Source organism: Pseudomonas sp. S2_H01, from assembly GCF_054668305.1.
Genome location: NZ_CP162756.1, coordinates 3,659,776 through 3,675,940 on the forward strand (window position 1 = coordinate 3,659,776; position 16,165 = coordinate 3,675,940).

General features: G+C 59.0%; 15 protein-coding genes and 1 pseudogene. 5 read left to right on the forward strand and 11 right to left on the reverse strand.

What is annotated here, in order from left to right; genetic code table 11:
* Window positions 1–206: 206 nt before the first annotated feature.
* The 6 genes from AB4N84_RS16380 to AB4N84_RS16405 all read right to left on the reverse strand — a co-directional run bounded on the left by AB4N84_RS16380 (window position 207) and on the right by AB4N84_RS16405 (window position 5,771).
* Window positions 207–824: a hypothetical protein gene (locus AB4N84_RS16380; RefSeq protein WP_460042247.1), complete on the reverse strand. Its 618-nt coding sequence runs from the start codon at window positions 822–824 to the stop codon at window positions 207–209.
* A gap of 55 nt (window positions 825–879) precedes the next feature.
* On the reverse strand, window positions 880–1,140 hold the full coding sequence (locus tag AB4N84_RS16385; protein ID WP_460047193.1) for a hypothetical protein: 261 nt from the start codon (window positions 1,138–1,140) through the stop codon (window positions 880–882).
* 106 nt (window positions 1,141–1,246) lie between these two features.
* Window positions 1,247–2,464 (reverse strand): DUF4350 domain-containing protein, encoded by a 1,218-nt coding sequence (locus AB4N84_RS16390; protein WP_460042248.1) that lies wholly within the window; start codon window positions 2,462–2,464, stop codon window positions 1,247–1,249.
* Entirely contained in the window at window positions 2,461–4,053 is a 1,593-nt protein-coding gene (locus tag AB4N84_RS16395) for a DUF4129 domain-containing protein (protein WP_460042249.1), read from the reverse strand. Before AB4N84_RS16395 ends, AB4N84_RS16390 begins: the two co-directional genes overlap by 4 nt.
* Window positions 4,040–5,020, reverse strand: a complete 981-nt coding sequence (locus AB4N84_RS16400) for a stage II sporulation protein M (protein WP_460042251.1) — start codon at window positions 5,018–5,020, stop codon at window positions 4,040–4,042. The genes AB4N84_RS16395 and AB4N84_RS16400 overlap by 14 nt, the downstream gene beginning before the upstream one ends.
* A gap of 13 nt (window positions 5,021–5,033) precedes the next feature.
* Window positions 5,034–5,771 carry an RDD family protein gene (locus tag AB4N84_RS16405; RefSeq protein WP_460042252.1) on the reverse strand — a complete coding sequence of 246 codons (738 nt, stop codon included), beginning with the start codon at window positions 5,769–5,771 and terminating at the stop codon, window positions 5,034–5,036.
* Window positions 5,772–5,923: 152 nt separating this feature from the next.
* Between AB4N84_RS16405 and sbcB the strand changes: the two genes are divergently transcribed.
* Entirely contained in the window at window positions 5,924–7,354 is a 1,431-nt protein-coding gene (sbcB, locus tag AB4N84_RS16410) for an exodeoxyribonuclease I (RefSeq protein WP_460042253.1), read from the forward strand.
* A gap of 102 nt (window positions 7,355–7,456) precedes the next feature.
* Here the strand turns inward: sbcB and mvaT are convergent, their stop codons facing one another.
* Window positions 7,457–7,834, reverse strand: a complete 378-nt coding sequence (gene mvaT, locus AB4N84_RS16415; RefSeq protein ID WP_074755567.1) for a histone-like nucleoid-structuring protein MvaT — start codon at window positions 7,832–7,834, stop codon at window positions 7,457–7,459.
* Window positions 7,835–8,182: 348 nt separating this feature from the next.
* Between mvaT and purU the strand changes: the two genes are divergently transcribed.
* Together purU and AB4N84_RS16425 are read left to right on the forward strand one after the other, a co-directional pair.
* Window positions 8,183–9,034: a formyltetrahydrofolate deformylase gene (gene purU / locus AB4N84_RS16420; protein WP_074755569.1), complete on the forward strand. Its 852-nt coding sequence runs from the start codon at window positions 8,183–8,185 to the stop codon at window positions 9,032–9,034.
* A gap of 165 nt (window positions 9,035–9,199) precedes the next feature.
* Window positions 9,200–9,391 carry a hypothetical protein gene (locus AB4N84_RS16425; RefSeq protein WP_074755571.1) on the forward strand — a complete coding sequence of 64 codons (192 nt, stop codon included), beginning with the start codon at window positions 9,200–9,202 and terminating at the stop codon, window positions 9,389–9,391.
* On the opposite strand, the gene AB4N84_RS16430 is transcribed toward AB4N84_RS16425, so the two are convergent.
* A complete protein-coding gene (locus tag AB4N84_RS16430) occupies window positions 9,368–10,363 on the reverse strand; it encodes a lysylphosphatidylglycerol synthase transmembrane domain-containing protein (RefSeq protein WP_460042255.1) in 996 nt (331 codons plus the stop codon). The genes AB4N84_RS16425 and AB4N84_RS16430 overlap by 24 nt on opposite strands.
* Window positions 10,360–10,659 (reverse strand): annotated as a pseudogene (locus tag AB4N84_RS16435) (DUF2334 domain-containing protein); the annotation flags it as partial. The pseudogene AB4N84_RS16435 and the gene AB4N84_RS16430, both read right to left, overlap by 4 nt.
* 302 nt (window positions 10,660–10,961) lie before the next feature.
* Between AB4N84_RS16435 and AB4N84_RS16440 the strand changes: the two are divergent.
* Window positions 10,962–12,452, forward strand: coding sequence for a helicase HerA-like domain-containing protein (locus AB4N84_RS16440; protein ID WP_074755573.1), 1,491 nt, complete (start codon window positions 10,962–10,964; stop codon window positions 12,450–12,452).
* A gap of 83 nt (window positions 12,453–12,535) precedes the next feature.
* Here AB4N84_RS16440 and AB4N84_RS16445 read toward each other — a convergent pair whose 3' ends face one another.
* Window positions 12,536–14,008, reverse strand: coding sequence for an inorganic phosphate transporter (locus tag AB4N84_RS16445; RefSeq protein ID WP_074755575.1), 1,473 nt, complete (start codon window positions 14,006–14,008; stop codon window positions 12,536–12,538).
* Between the two features lie 228 nt (window positions 14,009–14,236).
* Entirely contained in the window at window positions 14,237–14,434 is a 198-nt protein-coding gene (locus AB4N84_RS16450) for a hypothetical protein (RefSeq protein WP_062383732.1), read from the reverse strand.
* Between the two features lie 836 nt (window positions 14,435–15,270).
* Between AB4N84_RS16450 and pcaR the strand changes: the two genes are divergently transcribed.
* The gene (pcaR, locus tag AB4N84_RS16455; protein WP_346833461.1) at window positions 15,271–16,113 is read left to right on the forward strand and encodes a pca regulon transcriptional regulator PcaR; all 843 of its coding nucleotides are present in this window, start codon (window positions 15,271–15,273) and stop codon (window positions 16,111–16,113) included.
* The last annotated feature ends 52 nt before the right edge of the window (window positions 16,114–16,165 follow it).

Sequence of the window (16,165 nt, forward strand, 5' to 3'; positions counted from 1 at the left end):
CCGCCGTCTCGAATTGGTGTCTACGAATGGCCGATTCTGTTGAAAAAGTCGACCATGGTTTCCACGGTATAAAGGTACGGGTCTGAGCTTGAAGTCTTTGCTTTGAGCAGAGGGTTCCGGGTTAGATTTGTAAGCGGATGGCGAACACATCTTTACTTCGCCCTCACATCGATCCGCTTCCAACTGCTATATAAGGCTCCGTCTCGCTAAGAGGTGCGAGTAGGTCGTGGGAGCGATGCGATCATTTGATCAAAGGCCACCACCGCATATCTTCCATCAAGGCTTTTAAAGGTTGGCATTTCTGAAGGAAACCCGAATCTCACTCTGCCGGGAAGCACTTCATCCATAGCTGAGTACCAAGTCAGCAGAGCTTGTTGGAGGCGCACGTGTAGCTCGAATCCACTCCGTCGGCGGGTGGTGTCTGCTTTGGCCCGCTCGCGCGCGAGCTGAGGATCTATGCGGCAAACAATGTAACAGTCAGCAAAGCCAATACGTCCTTGTGCGATTGTTTCTCTTGTGGCGTCCAACTCTATTCGCCAGGTGTGTTCGCTCGTCTCGCCGATCTGCCAAAGGCTCCAAATGTAGTGGAGCTTGAGAGGGTCACTGTCACACAAAGCCCACGAAGAAATGTCTTCCATGGCCAACGCTTTTTGCCAACGATCCACGTTTCGCTCTGCCCAAAAAGTTGCTGCTCCGACTGGATCTTTTATCCGATCCGGCTCGTTTTCAAAACGGCCGTTTTCAGGAATGACATGTTGCCCTCCATGCTTAGCGCACCAAGTCGTTTTCCCGCTGGCGCTGATTCCTTCAACTACCAAAATCATCGTTATGACTACTCCGTTAATTGCGCCATCCTTGCAAGTCCCAAAGCATCAGGGCTTACGTGGTTTCTGCCGCCACCCACTGATGCGGCAGCAGTTGTTCGATCTCGCTTGCCCGCTGCGTCGGCAGGCGTGTAAAAACGGCGGCGTTCGCGCCGTCGTTTCTGCCGGTGCTGGGTGCTTTGCCGTTCTGGCACCACCAACAGCTGAGCGCTGATCCCGTATTGTGAATGCCTCCGAGCTGCGCATCACTCGGCTGGCTGTCATGGATCGCAGCGCAAACATCCATGAAGTGATCGAGCCCTTTGGCTTCAAGCATTTTCGATGTCTCATGGAAACGCCTGAAGGCTGCTGACGCGGTTCCTCCTCAAGGACAGACCTAAGATTTTGATATCACTGCGATCTAACGACCGCAACGCTCCGGATCATAAGGCATTCCTGAGGGTTTGCAGGTAGGCAACCTGACGGGTGAATTCGGTGCTGGACAGGCGCTCTTCAAGGCGCGGGCGCAAGGCCTGGCCAATGTGGCGGGTCGGCTGGCGAGTGATGCGGGCCAGCAATTGCCATTGTTCGGTGACCGGTAACGCTTCGAAGCCGGGATGGCGCTGTCGGGCGCGACGCAGAATGTCTTGCTGCAGGGACCGTAGCAGCGCGTGTTGACCTCGGCGGCGCAGCAGGAAGTCGGCGCTGGCGCGCAGGTGCTCACTCAATTGGCGGCGCGCCCGCGAGGGCTCGGGCTGCAGAGGGCCGTGGCGCATGCCGGCGTGCCAGAGACCTGCACCCAGGCACAGCGCCAATGCCAGCAACGCTTGCGGGAAATACTTCCAGAGCAGCCCGAACACGTCGTCGTGATCGGTGCGCAGCAAGAAGGTGACGTCGCTGTCCTGGCTCAAGTACCACAGCAACCAGGCATTGTCGTATTTGCCGATGGCGCGGGTTTTCCACAGGTCTGCGTCAGTGAGGATCGTGATCAGGCCGTTGCCGTACACCATTTGCAGCAGGTGGGTGGCGTCGGCGCTGTTGGCCCATGATTGTGCGTGGTCCTGCGGATCGTCCAGGTGAAAGGCCGGATCGAAACTCATGTAGGCCGGGTCGTTTTCGTTTTGTACGTAGAGCCGGGTCAGCTCGGGCCAGGGTGTTTTTGGCGCCTCGATGTCCGGCGTGCTCAACGGGATGACGGGCTTGATCTGCTCGCGTTCACGTCGCCTGTCCTGTTCGCGCAGGTCACGGGTGAGGAACTGATGAATCTGCAACTGATCGAGCAACAAGTCGCCGCTGCGGCCTTTCTTTTCATCCCATAGCTGCTCGGCGACGAACAGCAGGCGCCCGCCTGCACGGGTCCAGCTCAGCAACCGGGTGACGTCGGCCGGGGTCATCTTTTCGCGTGTGTCCAGCAGCATCAGGGTCTGCGTTTGCTGGCGCGTGTCGGGCAGGTGATTGAGGGCCTGGGTGACGTTGACCGACACGCCTCGCTGACGCAAAAACGTTTCGGCAGCCAGGTACGGGTTGGCCCGCACCTCAGGCGACGCGCCTTGGTCGACCACCTCTTCATAGTGCTCGATACGGTTGAGCAGCGGTGCGCTGGCAATCGCGACGCACACCAGCACGATGGCGCCAATCAGCATCCCTGTGCGCCGGCTCATGCTGCAGCACCCTTGGCGAACAGCCGCCGCCAGTCGTCACACAGGGCTTGCTGCACGTGCGCCTCAGGAAGCTGATGACCGTAGGCCAGGTTTTGCCAGTGCCGTGTCAGTTCATGGCTGTAGGCGTGGAGCATTGGCTGGTTCAGGGCGTCGACGCGTGCCAGCACCTGACCTTCGGTGTCGGCATTTCTCAAGGGCAGTTGGTAGTCGGTGAGCAGGCGGTTGAGCAGGGCGCGGTAGAGCAGGCTGAGGGCTTCGCGGGGTGCGTGTGCCCAGAGTTTTTCTGCGGCACTGGCGACGTCGTCCGGCAGACTCCCGGCGGCCACCTGCAGACCGAACAGCTGTTGAGGTGTTGCACGCGCAAAGGGTTTCTTGCGTTGGCCCCGGCTGACAAACGTGCCGAACCAGGCGCGATAACGCCACACGGCCCAGGCAACGACCACGGCGATCAAGGTCCATAGCAGGGCTTCGAAAACCGTCGACAGGGTTTTGCCTGCGTTCAGTAAGCCCACCACCAGCTTCGCCAGCCATTGAGGGCTGTCGCCGGTCTTTGCACTGTGTTTCTGTTCGGCGATTCGCCAGCCCGAGACGGTTTTCGGGTTCTTGAAGGGCGGGCTGTCCAGCACGGTTTTGATGGCTTGCCGCGAGGCCTGGCTGGTCAGCGGCTGATTCAGCAATCGCGCAGCGGTGGGGCCTGCCACCTGCTCGTCCGCCAGAGGAGAGTCCAGAGGCGGCAACGGGCAGCTGTAATTCGATTCGCCTGGGGGCTCGGCGGCCATCGTGGTCGACGGCGACAGGCTGAAGGCGAGTGATACGCCGATCAAGAGCGCATAGGCGCTGCCCATCACGCGCTGGCGCAATTGGCGGAACGCCAGTTCGATGTCCCAGGCTTCCAGCGTCGTACGGCGATTGAGGTAAAGGGCGAAACCGCAAGAGACATAGGTCGGGCCCCAGAACACCAGCACCAGCGCGTAGAACGCATTGGTCAAATGTTCCAGCCAGTTCCATTGCCCTTCGATGTCCAGCAGGCTACGCCATGACCAGTCCAGTTCAACCTGCTGGGGAATGAGCGCGTAGAACAGCAACATTGCACCGGCCCAGAGGCACATCTCCAGGGTGCTGCCCATGGACGTCAGACAGCGCGCGACGCGTCGGTCCTTTTGTCCCAGCAGCGCGATGCGTTGTGCCCGTGACAATCCGTTCAGGCCTTCAAGTTGCTGCACGGGCAAATAGAAGCTGCGGCTCAGACTGAAACGGCGCCAGGTCAGGCTGGCGAGCAACTGGGGTTTGAGCGCGCGCGGCCAGGCCTTGAGCGCCTCTTTCAACGATGGCGTTGCGCCGAACAGCGCTTGGGAAAGGATCAGCAACGGCAGCCGTTCGAACGCGGGCTTGAGCCACCAGAACAGCAGCACCGCCACGCTGGGATAGTTCCAGAGCAACCCGCTGATCAGCGCGAAAATAGGCAACGTGACCATCGCCCAACTGGTCATGAGCAGACGCCGATGCTGGCGCGCGAGCAGGACGCCGAGGTCGATGGCTTCCCATGGATTGCGCGGGCGAATCGCCACGCAGGCTTCAGTCAGGCGCATGAGGTGTGCGCCCGGCGAAGATCAGATAGGAGGCGACCAACGCCCACAACACGGCGCCCACCAGGTATTTGGTGGTGGGCTGCGGCCAGGTCATCGACGACCAGTAGGCTTCGATAAAAGCGGCAATCAACAGAAACAGCATCACGCCGCCGATCAGCCGGACGCTGGTTTTTGCGGCGATGCGCAGGGCTTCCCCACGTCGCATCGGGCCGGGTGCGAGCAGTGCCCAGCCCAGTTTCAGGCCCGCAGCGCCCGCCAGCGCGATAGCGGTCAATTCGAAGGCGCCATGCCCCACCACAAACGGCCAGAACGTTTGGCCGAAGCCGACATCGGTGAGGTGACCTGCGACGGCGCCGATCATCAGGCCATTGAAGAACAGGAAGAACAGGCTGCCCAAGCCAAACAGCAACCCGCTGGCGAAGGTCTGAAAGGCGATACCGATGTTGTGCATGATGTAGTAGCCGAACATCAGCCAGTCAGTGCTCGATGCACGTTCTGCGGCTTGGCCGATACGACGAGCCGCAGGGTCGTACATGGATTCCATTTCGCTGACTTGAGCGGGGCTGACCACGCTGTAGATCAGGTCCGGATACCCGTACACCAGCAGTCCCATCACGATCAGGCTGCCGAAGAACAAGACGAGGGCCAAGGTGACCAGCCGCCATTCGGCACGCACCAGACGCGGGAAATCTGCGAGTACGAATGCCAGCAACTGGGCCGCGAACTGGCTGCGGTGGCGATACAGCTGTTGATGGCCGCGCATGGCGAGCTGTTGCAGCGGCTCGACCAGATGGCTGCTGTAACCGCGCTCTTGAGCCAGCGCCAGGTGCTGACAGATTTGCCGGTACGCCTGCGTGAAACCGTCGCCTGCGTCGTGCCGGCGTCGGCTGCGTTCCAGCGCGTCGAGGCGCTCGCCGAACTGCTGCCAAGCGGCTTGATGGCGTTGTTCGAAATGGCTTTGCTTCATGGCGAGCACCGCTTCATGCCGAGCCCGCCAGTGCACGCGCGATACCGTTCAACTGGCTCACCGCTTGTTGCGGGTCGCTGTGGGCAGGCACCTGCAACGGTTCGGCGAGTATCGATGCAAGCTCCTCGGCCCGCGCCGGGGCGAGCCCCGCCTGACGCTCGGCGAAGGCCAATACGGCGCGTTGTTCCGACAAGGTCAACACCCAAGGTGGCATCACGGGTGGCGCATCGGGCAGTACCGGGCGAGGTGTGGGTGCGTCGCGGTAAATCACCAGCGTCCCCGCAGCCAGATCGCCAAGGCGTTTGAACAGCGGGTGTTGCAAGCAGGCAAACGCCCCGACGCTGTAACCGAACGGCAGCATGTCGACGAAGCGCAACAGATTGCGCAGCAGCGAGGCCGACCAGCCGACCGGCGTACCGTCATCGTGGACCACGCGCAATCCCATCATCTGCTTACCGGGTGTGCGTCCCTGATGCAGGACCTCGAACAGCACCATGTACCACCAGTTGATCAGGAACAGCACCAGCACGAACACGCCAGTGCCGAACTCACCCAGCGCTCCCAGCACAAAGAACAGTCCGGTCAGCAGGGCACCGCGAATCAGCAGATCGATGCTGAAGGCCAGCGAGCGCGCCAACAGTCCGGCAGGACGCAGCATCAGGTCGATGCCTTCCGGGGTTTCCATGCGGATACGGGTGTCCAGCGGGGCAGGCTGCGCAACGTTCCTTGGCCAAGCGTGCGAGGTGGACATTGTGGGGAGGGATACGCCTTGAAATAAAGTCTGATGCTAGCCACGCAGGGGGAGGTAAGCAACCTGCGCATAACCTCGTTACATCTGCCGCCTCGATAGCGCGTCAGGTCCATCTGTTAGACTTGCCCGGTCTTTTGTTCAGGATCAGCCCCGTGACCTCCAGCATCTTCTGGTACGACTACGAAACCACCGGGATCAATCCGCGTAACGACCGTCCTCTGCAAATGGCGGGGATACGCACCGATGAGCAGCTCAACGAAATCGCTGATCCCGTCAATCTCTATTGCCAGCCGAGCGACGACATCCTGCCGCACCCGGCGGCCTGCCTGGTCACGGGCATCACCCCGGCCCGGTTGGCGGAAAAAGGATTGTGCGAAGCGGATTTCATGACCCGCGTACATGCCGAGCTTTCACAACCCGGCACCTGTGGCGCGGGTTACAACACGCTGCGTTTCGATGACGAGATGACGCGCTACAGCCTGTATCGCAACTTCTTCGACCCGTACGGGCGGGAGTGGCAGGGCGGCAACAGTCGCTGGGACCTGATCGATGTCGTGCGTACCGCCTATGCCCTTCGCCCCGAAGGCATTGTCTGGCCGGAAGAAGAAGGACGCGTCACGCTGAAACTTGAGCGTCTCACTGCTGCAAATGGAATCGATCACGGTCAGGCCCACGATGCGCTGTCCGATGTGCGTGCAACTATTGCACTCGCACGTTTGATTCGCGACAAACAACCGAAGCTGTACGACTATCTTTTCCAGTTACGCAGCAAGCACAAGGTGCAGGAGCAGATACGGTTGTTGCAGCCGCTGGTGCATATATCCGGCCGGTTTTCCGCCGCGCGAAGTTACCTGAGCGTCGTATTACCGCTGGCCTGGCATCCGACCAATCGCAATGCGCTGATTGTCTGCGACCTTTTTCATGACCACCGTCCGTTGCTGGACGAAGACGGCGAGACCTTGCGCCAGCGTTTATATACACGTCGTGAAGATCTGGCGCAGGGGCAGTTGCCAGTGCCGCTCAAACTACTGCATATAAATAAATGCCCGGTCGTCGCGCCTCTGAGCGTCTTGCGCGAGGAAGATCGCCAGCGGTTGCAGTTGGACATGAGCGTCTTGAAAGAGCGTGTCTTGCGGCTGAATGAAGGGCAGGCGATCTGGCAGGAAAAGTTGAAAACGGTTTACACCAGTGATGAATTCGCGGCGAGTGATGACCCCGAGCAGCAGTTATATGATGGGTTTATTAACGACCGGGATCGTCGTCTTTGTGAGCAGGTCCGTATTGCCGAGCCGCAGCAACTGGGGAGCGAGGCCTGGCCTTTCGATGACCCTCGTCTGCCCGAGTTATTGTTCCGTTACCGCGCCCGAAACTTTGCCGAAACCCTGAGCGTCGAAGAGCAACAACGCTGGTTAAGCTTTTGCCAGTTGCGCCTCACCGACCCGCAGGCTGGGGCGCCCAATACGTTGAAAGCCTTTACCAAAGCCTTGATCGCGCAGTCCCTCACCGCGACGCCCGAGCAACTCAAGGTGCTGAGCCAGTGGCAGGATTATGCGTTGCAACTTCAGCAGCGAGTGGGCTTGTAAACGGGGGCAGCGTTTTCGCGGCCAATAAAAAACGCCAGCATTTGCTGGCGTTTTTCTTGAGTCGCACATCACTGCACAACAGCTAGCGCACTACGTGGGTAATTAGCCCAGCAGAGTTGCCCAGCTTTCAACCTCGTCGCCGCCCCACTTGGCTTTCCACTCTTTCAGGGTTTTGTGGTTGCCGCCTTTGGTTTCGATGATTTCACCGTTGTGCGGGTTCTTGTATTGCTTGACCTTGCGCGCGCGCTTGGTGCCGGTAGTTTTGACCGCAGCGCCGCGAGGGGCCTTCATTTTGGAATCTGGATCCAGCAGCGCGATGATGTCACGCAGGGATTTCTGGTATTCGCCCATCAGGGTGCGCAGTTTGCCTTCGAACTCAAGTTCCTTTTGCAGTTTGTCGTCTTGTTGCAGGTTTTGCAGACGCGCTTGCAGTTCTTTGATGGCTTCTTCTGTTGCGCGGTATTCGTTGATCAGGGACATGAGGGCTACCTGTGTTGTGATGAGCAGGGTGTAATGACGCAATAATAGTCACAGCGTTTGCGCAAGTAAACATTTAAGAAAAGTTTTATCTGTAGCATTTTGAAATAGCTGAGTGATCTGCGCATTCATGAAACAAATGTTATGTGGCCGGCGTTCAAAAGAATGCCTCTACTGAGTGCCTTATCTGCGCCTTGTTAGATCCGGTAGGGTCGGCTCGGGAGCAGCGACCCATTACCGTTGATCCGAGGCGCATTTTCACCCCATGAAATCAGTGTCATCGGAATACTGCAGAGTCGTCGGGTAGTCGCTAGAATAGCCGCCTTTGCGAAGTTCTGGAGTTTCCCCCTCATGCGCACTTTTCGTCTGGTCATCGCGTGCCCGGACCGTGTTGGCATCGTTGCCAAAGTCAGTAACTTTCTGGCGTCGTACAACGGCTGGATTACCGAAGCGAGCCATCATTCTGACAACCTCAGCGGCTGGTTCTTCATGCGTCACGAAATCCGTGCCGACACGCTGCCGTTCGACCTCGAGGGTTTCCGCGAGGCATTCACCCCCATCGCTGAAGAGTTCTCGATGGACTGGCGCATCACGGACTCCGATCAGAAAAAACGCGTCGTGCTGATGGCCAGCCGCGAATCGCATTGCCTGGCGGACTTGCTGCACCGCTGGCACAGCGATGAGCTGGATTGCGAAATCGCCTGTGTGATTTCCAACCACCAGGACCTGCGCAGCATGGTCGAGTGGCACAACATTCCTTACCACTACGTACCGGTCGATCCAAAAGACAAAGAGCCGGCCTTCGCTGAAGTTTCACGCCTGGTGAAACAGCACGAAGCCGATGTGGTGGTGCTCGCCCGTTACATGCAGATCCTGCCGCCTGATCTTTGTCGCGAATATGCACATCAGGTCATCAACATTCATCACAGCTTCCTGCCGTCGTTCGTGGGCGCCAAGCCTTACCATCAAGCATCGCTGCGTGGCGTGAAGCTGATCGGTGCGACGTGTCACTACGTCACCGAAGAGCTGGACGCTGGCCCGATCATCGAGCAGGACGTGGTGCGCGTCAGCCACCGCGACAGCATCGAGAACATGGTGCGTTTCGGTCGTGACGTCGAGAAGATGGTGCTGGCCCGCGGCCTGCGCGCGCACCTGGAGGACCGCGTTCTGGTCCATGACAACAAGACCGTGGTGTTCGACTGAGCCGGACGATAGAGTCCAGCGAGAGAGGCAGCGTTTAAACGCCAGATCTGTGGGGGCCAGTTCATTCGCCATGCAATGTGTCAGGCGATACAGCGCAGTGAATGCACTGGCGTGTCACGAATGAAGTCGTCCCACAGTCCATCCGTAGATCAGCGGAGCTCAGCCATGACCGACCCACTCGACAAAGCCACCTCCAACGCTCCGCCCACCTTGGGTGAAGGCTGTCTGAGCCGTTATGACCCCGAGGCGTTGTCTCCCGAGGACGGCACCGATTTCGAGGGGGCCGCTCAGTTGTGGGAGCGACTCAAGCCTGAGGAAACGGACGAAGAGGCTTCACGCCGCCCGGATCCGGAGTAGTTTCATCAACAAGGGTCGGCCCACCATCAGCAGAAACACCGGTCCGCCCGCCACCAGATAGAAGTAGTACGTCACGATCCGCCAGATCAGAATCGCCGCGGCAGCGGTCGATTTGCCCACCATCGGCGCCAACAGGGCCGCCGAGGTCAATTCCGCAGCACCGGCCCCGCCCGGCGACAGGCTGAACTGTCCCGCGCTCAGCGACAGCATTTGCACCAGAAACGTCCAGGCCCAATCGATGTTCACGCCGAGCCCCTGCAAGGCCAGGTACATCACGCTGTAACGCAGGCTCCAGTGCACGCAGGTCAGCGCGAAGACCTTGAGCAATATGCGGTGGGGCATCTTCCAGGTTTCAGCCAGCGCATCGCGAAAGTGCAACAACTTGCGCGCCCATCGGATGCGCGTGGTGTTTTTGCGTTTCAGGCGTTTGAGCAGCTTGCCGTTCAGCAGAATGATTCGACGGTGATACCGTGCAAAACCTGCGCAGGCACACAGGCCCGCGCCGATCAGCAATGCGCTGGCAATGAGCATCCATTCAAGGTTTTCGCTGAGTTTGTGAAAGACCGCGTAGATCAGGATGCCGATCAGCGCGAGCAGGAAAAACACCAGGTCGTTGAGCTGATCCGTGGCGAACGCCGCCGTGCTCTTTGCCGGACCGATACCGCTGCGTGACAGCAGCGCCACCAGCGTCAACGGCGCACCGCTGCCACCGGGCGTCGCGCAGTACGCGAATTCGGTGGCCATGACCACTGCCAGACTCTTGCGCATTCCCAGTCCTCCCGCGCTCTCGCCCAACAGCAGGCGCAAGCGCAGGGTGTTCATGCACCAGCCGACCAGAACCATGCCAAACATGCCGAGCAGCAAGGGGAGTGGAAAGTTGCGCAGGCGGTGAAACATATCCGCGCCGCCCATGAAGAAAGGAATCAGAAGGGCAAGTACCAGCACCACCGCCAGCCAGACAAGTCGCTTCACGCCGCGGACCTGGCAGCGCATTGCCGTTGCAGCCCGTCAAATCTGGTCATGGGCTCACGGCCTTCTTCGAGCAGGCGTTCAAGGGGGCGCAGCCGATACCGGCGAGAGAAATCATGGCGCATGTCCACGGGGTGTAGCCCTTGGCGGATAGGGGTGGCGTTATGCAAATGAGCCTCGCGATGGTCACTGATTATTTTCGGGAATCCGCGTCGCCAGCAACTGCGCGCGCTCCAGACAATACCCGGTGCGTCGATCGGGGAAAAGTCCGGCAGACGATACAGGTGTCGTGCATCACTGCCGCATCAATGGTGCGGCCCTGTGGGCATTGGCGCCAAGCCGCTCGCGTGCCTGGAATATGCCCCATCGTGCTGACGTTCTCAGCCACGGTTGCTCCTTCCTGCGGTATTACGCCCTTCGTTGACCACTCACAAGATGAGTTGTTCGGTGGGAAAGCCATTGTGCAATCGCCGACGCTGTGGGCTTCTCGTGGCGTGAACTAGAGTGAAGATGCCGACGCTGGTTGGCGATGTTCAATGCGGGCGAAGCTCGGTGAATCGCTTTGGCCTTATTCGAAAACAAGCGACCTTTGGGGGATGACATGCCGGATTCTCAACACATTCTGGTCGGCGCGGGCCTCGACGGTCAGCCGATCGGCCAGGCGATGCGTCTGGCCAATCGTCACGGACTGGTGGCTGGGGCGACAGGCACCGGAAAAACCGTGACCTTGCAGCGCCTGGCGGAAGTGTTCAGCGACGCAGGTGTGGCGGTTTTTGCTGCAGATATCAAAGGCGACCTTTGTGGGCTGGGCGCAGCGGGCAATCCTCAGGGCAAGGTGGCCGAGCGTATTGCCGGGATGCCTTGGCTCAACCATACGCCGCAGGCGTACCCGGTGACGTTGTGGGATGTGCAGGGCCAGTCGGGCCACCCACTTCGTACGACGTTGTCCGAAATGGGGCCGTTACTGCTCGGAAGCCTTTTGGAATTGACCGACAGTCAGCAGTCGGCCCTGTATGCCGCGTTCAAGGTCGCCGACCGCGAGGGACTGTTGTTGCTGGATATCAAGGACCTCAAGGCGTTACTCAACTACTTGCGTGACAACCCGCAGGTGCTGGGTGAAGACAGCGCGCTGATGACGACAGGTTCCAGCCAGGCATTGTTGCGTCGTCTGGCGGTGCTTGAGCAACAGGGCGCCGAAGCGCTGTTCGGCGAACCGGCCCTGCAACTCGAAGACATCCTGCAGCCAGCGAGCGATGGGCGAGGGCGTATTCACCTGCTGGACGCCAGCCGTCTGGTGCATGAGGCGCCGAAGGTCTACGCGACGTTCCTGTTGTGGTTATTGGCCGAGTTATTCGAGCAGCTTCCTGAGCGTGGCGACGCCGACAAACCGCTGCTGGCGCTGTTTTTCGACGAGGCGCATCTGCTGTTCGCCGATACGCCGAAAGCGCTGCAGGACCGGCTTGAACAGGTGGTCCGGCTGATTCGCTCCAAGGGCGTGGGCGTTTTTTTCGTCACGCAGTCTCCCTCCGACCTGCCCGACACGATCCTTGCGCAACTGGGCTTGCGTATTCAGCACGGCTTGAGGGCTTTCACCAGCAAAGAGCAGAAATCGCTGAGAGCCGTGGCGGAAGGGTTCCGGCCCAATCCCGAATTCGATGCGCTGACGGTGTTGACCGAGTTGGGGATCGGTGAAGCGCTGGTGGGAACCCTGCAGGAAAAGGGCACGCCGGAAATGGTCAAGCGTGTGCTGGTTGCACCACCGCAATCGAGGATAGGGCCGCTGAGCGATGCAGAGCGCGCGGCGTTGATCGCCCAATCGCCGCTGTCCGGTCGTTACGACAAGCCGGTCGATCGCGAGTCGGCGTATGAAATGCTGCTGGCGAGGAAAGGCGCAACTTCTGAATCAGGGCAGGCGCCCGTTGCAGACGAGAAAGCAGAAGGCGGCTTTGCCGACATGGCCGGCGGTTTTCTGGGCGGGCTGGCAGGGCAGGCGGTCAAAAGTGCGATGCGTCAGGCTGCCAATCAGATTGGTCGCGAGCTGGTGCGAGGCTTGATGGGGTCGTTGCTGGGAGGGAGCAAGAAGCGACGCTGACGGCTGGCTTTCAGGTTTTCCATCCACCCAAAACAACAGTGCCCACTCAATGAGTGGGCACCGTCAGTCTAAAGCGGCGGGTATCAAGCCAGTGCTTTGGACGCCAGCCAGAACAATCCAGCCGACAGTGCGACCGTAGCGGGCAGGGTCAGCACCCAGGCCAGCAGGATGTTGCGCACGGTGCCGCCTTGCAGGCCGCTCTTGTTCGCCACCATGGTCCCGGCCACACCGGAAGACAGGATATGCGTGGTCGATACCGGCAGGCTGAAGACGTTGGCCAGTGCGATAGCGCTGGCAGTGGTGATCTGTGCCGACATGCCTTGTGCGTACGTCATGCCTTGCTTGCCGATCTTCTCGCCAATGGTCAGCACCACACGTTTCCAGCCGACCATGGTGCCGATACCCAGCGCCAGCGCCACGGCGAAGATAACCCAGAACGGGGCGTACTCAGTGGTCGCGGTCAGGTCTTTGCGCAGTTTGTCCAGATCGGATTTCTCACGGGCATCCAGTGCTGGCAGTTTGCTGACTTTGCGCGCGGTGTCATCCAGGCACAGCAAGTAGCGACGAACTTCAATGCGATGCTCGGGCGCCAGGCTGTGATAGTCGGTCACGCCCTTGAGGTTGCTGAGCAGGGCATCGATGGTGGGTTCGGTCTGTTCCGGGTTGCAACTGAAGCGCTCGGGCAGGTCACCGCTTTTCGATTTGCCCAAGGCCAGGTACTCGCCGAGCGTCGCGTTGTTGCGCTGGTAAAACTGGCTCAGGTGCAACGTCGCGTCGCGGGTACGTTCGATCTGATAGGTCGTGGTGCTCAAATCCAGTACGAACTGCGCAGGCACGATGCCGATCAGCACCAGCATGATCAGGCCGATGCCTTTCTGGCCGTCATTGGAGCCATGCACGAAACTGACCGCCATGGCCGATATCACCAGCACCAGACGGTTCCAGAACGGTGGATGCTTCTTGTCGTCGAGCTTGCGGCGTTGTTCCGGCGTCTTGTGCATCTTCGACAGCGGACGCCAGGTCTTGAGGCCGATCAGCACCAGCGCGGCGACGATGAAACCCATCAGCGGCGAGAACACGAGCGAGGCGCCGATATCGATCGCCTTCTGCCAGTTCACGCCTTCGCCCAACGGAATATGGTTGATCAGCGCGTTGGCCAGCCCCACACCCAGGATCGACCCGATCAGGGTGTGCGAGCTGGATGCCGGAATCCCGAAGTACCACGTCCCCAGGTTCCAGGTGATCGCCGCCGCCAGCAATGAGAACACCATCGCCAGTCCATGACCGGTATTGACGTTGATCAGCAACTCGACCGGCAGCAAGTGGACGATGGCGTACGCCACGCCGACACCGCCGAGCAGCACCCCGAGAAAGTTGAACACACCCGAGAAAAATACCGCCAGATGAGGCGGCATGGCCTTGGTGTAAATGACTGTCGCCACCGCGTTGGCGGTGTCATGAAAGCCGTTGATGAACTCGAAGGTGAGGACAAAAGCCAGGGCGAGCAGCAGGCTCACAATCACCCAGGCATCCAGTCCGCTGAATAAATCGATCATGGAAGGTTTTCTGACCCGGTATTAAGGGGGCGGGATTATGACAGAAAAAAACTAATCGATAGGCACGCCGCCAATTGGTAGCAACCTGCAACGAAATTTCTGTCGTTCCGCCCCGTTGACTTTCTGTAAGGAAGCAAAAAACGCAGTAGCGCGCTTCAACCTTAGCTGAAACCGGGTAGGGTGAATCGAGTATCTGGCCGTTGCCTCAGCACCGACAGTCGAACGGATTCAAGGCTCTTCTTTGAGCTCGTCTTCCATTTTCTGCAGTTCTTGCTTGAACGCCTGATCGAGCAAGCTGGCCCTTTTGCGCCAAGGCTTGCGTTCAGGTTCGGGCTGAGCGGCGTAGGTGGTGATTTCGCCACCGTAGACTTCCTTGTAACGTTGTTCCTGGCGCTCTAATTCTGCGCGCAGTTCATCTTTGGTCACGTTATTACCTGATTGTGTCGAGTTTGATTCTGGTGATAACGCAGTGCCTGGAAGTGTTGAAGCCGTTGACGGATCGACGAAAGATAAACGTGATCGATGAGTCAGGGGCGAATGTATTAAACACTTCTGCCACATGCGGCTACGCGCACCAGAACGACAAAGCTGTCGTAGCAACATTCATTTTCGGGTTTGCCAGCGTTGCTGGCGAATCGACCAGGCTTCTGGCCTGTCTATCGCTGGGCAATGCACTCGGGTAGTGCATGCGGTGCGGAGATTGGATCCACGCCAGATCAGGCGGTGGACATCACCTCACGCCGTAGCGTTATAGCACGTCAATTACGGCGTACTATCTCCAAGAAGAACAAAAGAGTCAACTGTGGGGCGACCCCTTATTCAATAACCGAGGATAAATACTCTTTTCGTGTACGAAGGTTCCGAAGTTTGTGCGAGTAAAATTTACGACAGAACTTTGTTATTCAAATTGTGAACAGCTGAGACAGAATTCTGGCGACGTAATTCCATGCTGATTCGATTGAGCCGATCAATGTGAATGTATCGGGATTCATACACGGAAGATTTTTGCGGGGATTGAGGCAGAGACAAAAACGGCCTTGCGGTTAGCAAGGCCGTGCCTGGGACTTCTCAGTGGGTACCTGACCAGTATTTCCAAGAAGCCACATGGTGGCGTGTGAAAGGTATAAGCAACGGGACGGCGGGTCAATTGCGATTATCGGCCAGTGGTTCGATAATCGCCCCGATCACCCTTGATGTCTCCGAAAAAAGAGACGAGAGTGGCGCTATAGAAGGCCTGCGCGGCCACGACGAACGGTATCAAGATGAACGATCAACTGCGTAATTCCTTTGCCTCGCTGGCCCCACCCATCGTGGCGTCCCCGGCCAAGCGTATTCAGGCCCTCACAGGTGATCCGGATTTCATGACATCGCTGGCGCGTGGGCTGGCCGTGATTCAGGCGTTTCAGGAGCGCAAGCGACACCTGACCATTGCGCAGATCAGTCACCGCACCGAAATTCCCCGCGCGGCCGTGCGCCGCTGTCTGCACACACTGATCAAGCTTGGATACGCCACGACCGACGGCCGCACGTATTCATTACTGCCAAAGGTGCTGACCCTGGGCCACGCCTATCTGTCGTCCACACCGTTAGCGGTCTCTTCCCAGCCTTACCTGGACCGCATGAGCAATCAGTTGCATGAAGCCTGCAACATGGCCACGCTCGAGGGTGACGACATCCTTTATATAGCCCGTTCGGCGACCACCCAGCGGCTGATTTCCGTTGATCTGGCGGTGGGCGGTCGTTTGCCGGCGTATTGCACGTCTATGGGCAGGATTCTTCTTGCCGCACTGGACGACGTTTCGCTGCAGGAATACCTGGACCATGTGGACTTGCAGCCCAAAACCAGTCGCACCTTGCGCACGCCTGAAGCGTTGCTTGAATGCCTGCAACAGGTTCGCCAGCAAGGCTGGTGCATTGTCGATCAGGAGCTGGAGCAGGGTTTGCGTTCGATCGCCGTCCCTGTGTATGACGCCTCGGGTCAGGTGTTGGCCGCGCTCAATGTCAGTACCAGCGCCGGGCGCGTGACGCGTAACGAACTGGAGCAGAAGTTTCTGCCGATCATGCTCGATGCCAGTCGCGATCTCAGTACTCAGCTGTTCACCTGAATACAGCCGCCTCACTCTCTGTTCGATTATCGAACGGTTAGTCGATTATCGG

Coding starts and splice junctions, on each gene's coding strand:
- mvaT (WP_074755567.1), bottom strand. CDS start 7,834: ATGTCCCTGATCAACGAATACCGCGCAACAGAAGAAGCCATCAAAGAA.
- purU (WP_074755569.1), top strand. CDS start 8,183: ATGCGCACTTTTCGTCTGGTCATCGCGTGCCCGGACCGTGTTGGCATC.
- AB4N84_RS16400 (WP_460042251.1), bottom strand. CDS start 5,020: ATGAAGCAAAGCCATTTCGAACAACGCCATCAAGCCGCTTGGCAGCAG.
- AB4N84_RS16385 (WP_460047193.1), bottom strand. CDS start 1,140: ATGCTTGAAGCCAAAGGGCTCGATCACTTCATGGATGTTTGCGCTGCG.
- AB4N84_RS16425 (WP_074755571.1), top strand. CDS start 9,200: ATGACCGACCCACTCGACAAAGCCACCTCCAACGCTCCGCCCACCTTG.
- AB4N84_RS16445 (WP_074755575.1), bottom strand. CDS start 14,008: ATGATCGATTTATTCAGCGGACTGGATGCCTGGGTGATTGTGAGCCTG.
- AB4N84_RS16395 (WP_460042249.1), bottom strand. CDS start 4,053: ATGCGCCTGACTGAAGCCTGCGTGGCGATTCGCCCGCGCAATCCATGG.
- AB4N84_RS16440 (WP_074755573.1), top strand. CDS start 10,962: ATGCCGGATTCTCAACACATTCTGGTCGGCGCGGGCCTCGACGGTCAG.
- AB4N84_RS16390 (WP_460042248.1), bottom strand. CDS start 2,464: ATGAGCCGGCGCACAGGGATGCTGATTGGCGCCATCGTGCTGGTGTGC.
- AB4N84_RS16380 (WP_460042247.1), bottom strand. CDS start 824: ATGATTTTGGTAGTTGAAGGAATCAGCGCCAGCGGGAAAACGACTTGG.
- pcaR (WP_346833461.1), top strand. CDS start 15,271: ATGAACGATCAACTGCGTAATTCCTTTGCCTCGCTGGCCCCACCCATC.
- AB4N84_RS16405 (WP_460042252.1), bottom strand. CDS start 5,771: ATGTCCACCTCGCACGCTTGGCCAAGGAACGTTGCGCAGCCTGCCCCG.